Source organism: Camelimonas fluminis, from assembly GCF_014656355.1.
Taxonomy (GTDB): domain Bacteria; phylum Pseudomonadota; class Alphaproteobacteria; order Rhizobiales; family Beijerinckiaceae; genus Camelimonas; species Camelimonas fluminis.
The window spans coordinates 1-4,181 of the sequence record NZ_BNCG01000090.1 but is presented as its reverse complement, the minus strand read 5'-3'; the positions used below and the strand labels follow the sequence as shown (position 1 = coordinate 4,181).

At 58.5% G+C, this 4,181-nt stretch carries 8 protein-coding genes; 7 read left to right on the top strand and 1 reads right to left on the bottom strand.

All coding sequences use genetic code 11. From position 1 onward, the window contains the following. Window positions 1-14: 14 nt before the first annotated feature. On the bottom strand, window positions 15-500 hold the full coding sequence (locus tag IE243_RS22240) for an SDR family NAD(P)-dependent oxidoreductase (RefSeq protein ID WP_191321481.1): 486 nt from the start codon (window positions 498-500) through the stop codon (window positions 15-17). 158 nt (window positions 501-658) lie between these two features. Between IE243_RS22240 and IE243_RS22235 the strand changes: the two genes are divergently transcribed. From IE243_RS22235 to IE243_RS22205, 7 genes are all read left to right on the top strand, one after another. Continuing rightward, complete coding sequence (locus IE243_RS22235) at window positions 659-1,300, top strand: nucleotide-binding protein (RefSeq protein ID WP_191321480.1); 642 nt, start codon at window positions 659-661, stop codon at window positions 1,298-1,300. After that, window positions 1,300-1,590 carry a hypothetical protein gene (locus IE243_RS22230; protein ID WP_191321479.1) on the top strand — a complete coding sequence of 97 codons (291 nt, stop codon included), beginning with the start codon at window positions 1,300-1,302 and terminating at the stop codon, window positions 1,588-1,590. Before IE243_RS22235 ends, IE243_RS22230 begins: the two co-directional genes overlap by 1 nt. A 324-nt stretch (window positions 1,591-1,914) precedes the next feature. Further along, window positions 1,915-2,634, top strand: coding sequence for a LexA family transcriptional regulator (locus IE243_RS22225; protein ID WP_191321478.1), 720 nt, complete (start codon window positions 1,915-1,917; stop codon window positions 2,632-2,634). Window positions 2,635-2,754: 120 nt separating this feature from the next. Continuing rightward, the gene (locus IE243_RS22220) at window positions 2,755-3,009 is read left to right on the top strand and encodes a type II toxin-antitoxin system HicA family toxin (protein WP_191321477.1); all 255 of its coding nucleotides are present in this window, start codon (window positions 2,755-2,757) and stop codon (window positions 3,007-3,009) included. Continuing rightward, window positions 3,006-3,347 (top strand): type II toxin-antitoxin system HicB family antitoxin, encoded by a 342-nt coding sequence (locus tag IE243_RS22215; protein WP_191321476.1) that lies wholly within the window; start codon window positions 3,006-3,008, stop codon window positions 3,345-3,347. Before IE243_RS22220 ends, IE243_RS22215 begins: the two co-directional genes overlap by 4 nt. 49 nt (window positions 3,348-3,396) lie before the next feature. Continuing rightward, window positions 3,397-3,738, top strand: coding sequence for a helix-turn-helix domain-containing protein (locus tag IE243_RS22210; protein WP_191321475.1), 342 nt, complete (start codon window positions 3,397-3,399; stop codon window positions 3,736-3,738). A gap of 188 nt (window positions 3,739-3,926) precedes the next feature. Further along, the coding region (locus tag IE243_RS22205; protein WP_191321474.1) for a pyridoxamine 5'-phosphate oxidase family protein at window positions 3,927-4,181 on the top strand (255 nt) is incomplete at its 3' end.

The window sequence follows — 4,181 nt, the reverse complement described above, 5'->3', positions numbered from 1 at the left end:
CGCGACGTAGAATCTCACACTGATTGTCGCGCGCGTCGCATCCAGATTGTCGCGCCATACTCGCTATCGACGGATCCCAAATTTATCAGGATGCCGTGGTTCTGAAGGCGAAACTGGTTGACCGCTGCATGTGAGCCATAGATCAGCCCGGTGAGATTCACATCAACGAGGCGTCTGTGATCCTCGATGGGAATATCCCAAAAGAATCCCAAGGCCCCGACACCCACATTGTTGATCCAGATGTCCACCGCTCTGGAGACGCCTAACGCTTCCCGCATTAATTTGGTCGCGTTGGTTGGGTTGCTGACGTCACCCTGAACGGGGATGACAAACCCGCCTTTCGAAGTTGCCTCTCCAGCGACTTCTTCCAGCACGTCCATGCGCCGCGCCGAAATGATTACCTTGGCTCCCAGCGAGGCGAGCTTGAGTGCTGCTCCCCGGCCAAAGCCACTGGATGCACCCGTTATAACCACCGTTGATTGCTCAAGTTTTGGTTGCATCAGGCTTCCCCTCATTGCGCCGTCCGGCCGGGACAATGGTGTAATGCTACGGCGCTATCGCACTTTACATATGTGGCGTTGCAGCGGCGTCACGTTGTCCGTCAATGATGCTTTAACGTATGAGCGGTGTAGTGGTTTCCTGAGATTCGGAGAGGTTCATGCGCACAATCGCGCTCGTTACCCAAAAGGGTGGGGCAGGAAAAACCACAATCACGGCGTCGCTTGCCGTTGCGGCCATGGAGGCCGGCGAGAAGGTCGTTGCTCTGGATCTGGACCCGCAAGGGTCGCTGGCCAGCTGGGCCGAGTTGCGCGACACTGACGCTGTGGCCGTGGACAAGCCAACGGCCGAGCAGATGGTGAAGCTGCCGACTATTCTCGCCGCGCTCGAAAAGCAGGGTTACACGCTGGCCCTTCTCGACACGGCGGGCGTTGAAAGCACTGCAGGCAACCTCGCGATGAAGGCTGCGGATCTTGCCCTTATTCCGGCCCGGCCATCCAGCCTCGACCTGAAGGCGACACTTCCGACCATCGAAGCTCTTATGCGCCTTGGCATGAAAGACCGGTTCGCATTCGTGTTGAACCAGTGCCCGCCAGGTCGCAGCTCCCGCTCGACGGAAGCTGCCAAGGGCCTGTCCATTTTTGGCGTTCTTGCCGATCCCCCGCTTACTCAACGCGCCGACCATCAGGACGCACTGGCGACGGGGCAGGGTGTCACCGAATACGCGCCAGAAGGGAAAGCGGCGAGTGAAGTCCGCACCCTCTGGAACTGGATCAACCGCAAAACGAGAAAGGAAGCGTAATGGCCAAGCGTCCTTCGCTCATTGACTCATTGTCCATCGACGCTGGCGACGCGCCGGCGGCAGAGGCGGAAGAGAAGAAGCCAGCCGGCCGGAAACCGCGCCCGAACATCGTTCACACGTCCGTTTATCTCCCGCGGCCGGTCTACATGAAGATCCGGGAGATTGCGTATGTCACCGACCAGAAAATCCATGACCTGATCATGGAAGGGATCGACAACGTTCTGCGCAACCATGGGCACCCGGGCGTTGAGGTCCTGAAGGAGCAGATGCAGCAGGATCGGCCGGCATAACTGCCGCGCTATAGCCGCGTAATGCTGCAGCTGTATGGCGCCGTAAATGAGCGAGCGTTTGACAGAATCGTTGGCAGCCCCCCGAATGGCAGGCTGGCGACGGGATTCGCCATTGTTTTTCAGGAGTGAACTGGTCGCAACAGTGATCTGAAAAAGCAAAGGCCCCCAGGGCGGCAACCCTAGAGGCCTTTAAAATCGATAGAGAGCGTCCCGCCCCCGAACATGGTTGGACGCTCTCATGACACGCTGGCCGTGTCAAGCTGAGAACGTCGTTTTTGGCATCGATATGCTTTGCGCTGACGCGACCCCGATACGGGGGTCATCATGTTTGCAGAACGGCTATCCGCCGCCATAGATGGCGCGCGGACCCTGTCCCGTCTGGACAGGCTTTCTCACATCATCTGGCAGGGTTACGCCGCAGGCGCCGTCAGTGACGACGGGGCGCAATCGCTGGCCGAGCAACTGAGTGCCAGGAAGTCGAATGTCCGGGGAACTATCAAGCCCATCGGCATCCCGCCCGGCCGCCAGTCCATCTTCCCGGTCCGCAAGGCGCAGATCCCGACAGACAGAAGGGCGTCTATATCGCGCCGGCGAGCGCTGGCAGCCTCTGGGCCGCTTCCTCCGAGGCTCGCGGCGCGGTTCACAATCGGACAGCTCGCGGTTCTCCGTGTCTTGGGCGACGAGGTGCGCGACCGGGGCGCCTGCTTGATTACCATTGCCGAAATCGCGGCGCGCGCCGGCGTCTCCCGGAGCATGGTTCAGTCTGCCATTCGTCAGGCAGCTTCACTGGGGCTTGTTACGGTTCAGGAACGGCGGCGGCGGGGAGAAAGGAACCTGCCAAACGTTGTCCGCATTGTCAGCCGGGAATGGGTGGCGTGGATCAAGCGCGGCCCGAAATCGTCGCCGTTGTCCTTGCGTGCACAGCCTCAACCAGGAGGGTTCAAATTTTCGAACCCCACGGATACGACCAATAAAAAAGGCTCTTCGAACTTGGAGAAGGGTGATCGGTCGCGACCAAAATGGACATGGGATCGCACTAATTGAGCCTATGGCGGAACGGGCAGCACCATGGAACCAGAGTTGTGTAGCAGTGCGACGCTATAGCACTTGTTTCGCTAGCACATTACGCTTGCACTCATCGTTCATGGGAGGTATCACGCTAGCATGAACAGCAAGCACCGAAAGACGCTGGCGGCCATTTTCAAAGACCCGACTTCCGGGAGCATAGAATGGATCGCCATTGAGACGCTTCTCGTGGCTGCTGGATGCGAGGTGGTCGAAGGCTCCGGCTCTCGGGTCAAATTCGTGAAGGATGGCCATATCGCTGCCTTTCACCGTCCTCACCCGGACAAGGAAGCCAAACGTTATCAGGTGCGCGATGCACGCGACTATCTCAAGCTATTGGGGATCACACCATGAGCGCCATGACCTACAATGGGTATCAGGCTCGCATCGAGTTTGACCCGGATGACGAAATTTTCACCGGACGGATTGCCGGCATCAGCGATGTCGTGGGTTTCCATGCCGATACGGTAGAGAGCCTGAAGGCAGCTTTTCACGAGGCCGTGGACGATTATGTCGAAACCTGCGCAAAGGCAGGGAAAAGCCCTCAGAAGCCCTATTCAGGAAGGGTGATGTTCCGGATCTCTCCGGAGGTTCACGCCAGGGCGGCGATTGCCGCTGAACTGAGCGGGAAAAGCCTCAACGAATGGGCGGAACAGGCTCTGGCCGAAGCGGCTGGTAAGCGCGCGGCCTGAGGTGGCTGCTGATGGCGGGAACAGACGATTTCCGGAAGGGACAACGCTGATGAAAGACGCTGATTTTCAGGGTCTGGTCCAAGGTATGAAGGAGGCGCATGCTTATGCTCGCGGCGAGCGAGTTGACGACTTGTGCGTCCATATCCCCGAAGAAATTGACGTTGTCAGCGTCCGCCGGAAAACCAGCCTGTCGGAGGCCGAATTCTCCACCCACATTGGCATTTCAACCGTCACGCTCAGAAACTGGGAGCAGGGGCGCCAGAAGCCCGGAGGACCGGCCCGCGTGCTGCTGTCGCTGATCGACGCCAACCCCCGCGTTGTTCAAGAAACGTTGGCCAGGCGTGATTTTTTGACTTACCTCTCCGCTGATACCCAGGAGCAGAAGCGCTAGATAGGCTCCTGGACGAGCTCAGCAGCGTTAAGTATCGCTGGCGCGCGCTTCGGGACGCGCCCGAGCCAAAAAATGGCTCAGGTCGGAAGCAGGTTGCCTGGCTGTTCAGAAAATGGTGCCCCTACCATCACTTAGGCTTCCGGAACTCCCTTCCATCTGTCGGGTTCACCCGTAGAGGGAGTAGTGAAATGAAAGAGCATCAGCACGAGAAAATGAGTCCGGCCGAGGTTACCGACCGCGTCTGGGAACTGGCGAACGATATCAAGGTCTGCATGTTCACGACGTGGAACGGTAAGGAGCAGCGCAGCAGGCCTATGACCGCGAGAATGTACAGGGATGAGAACGCTGTTTATTTCCTGATGGATGTTAGCGGCGACCTAAACTGGGGCCAGAACAAGAGCTGCTCAAAATCGTACGCTAAGGTCGAACGGAGGATGAACCTT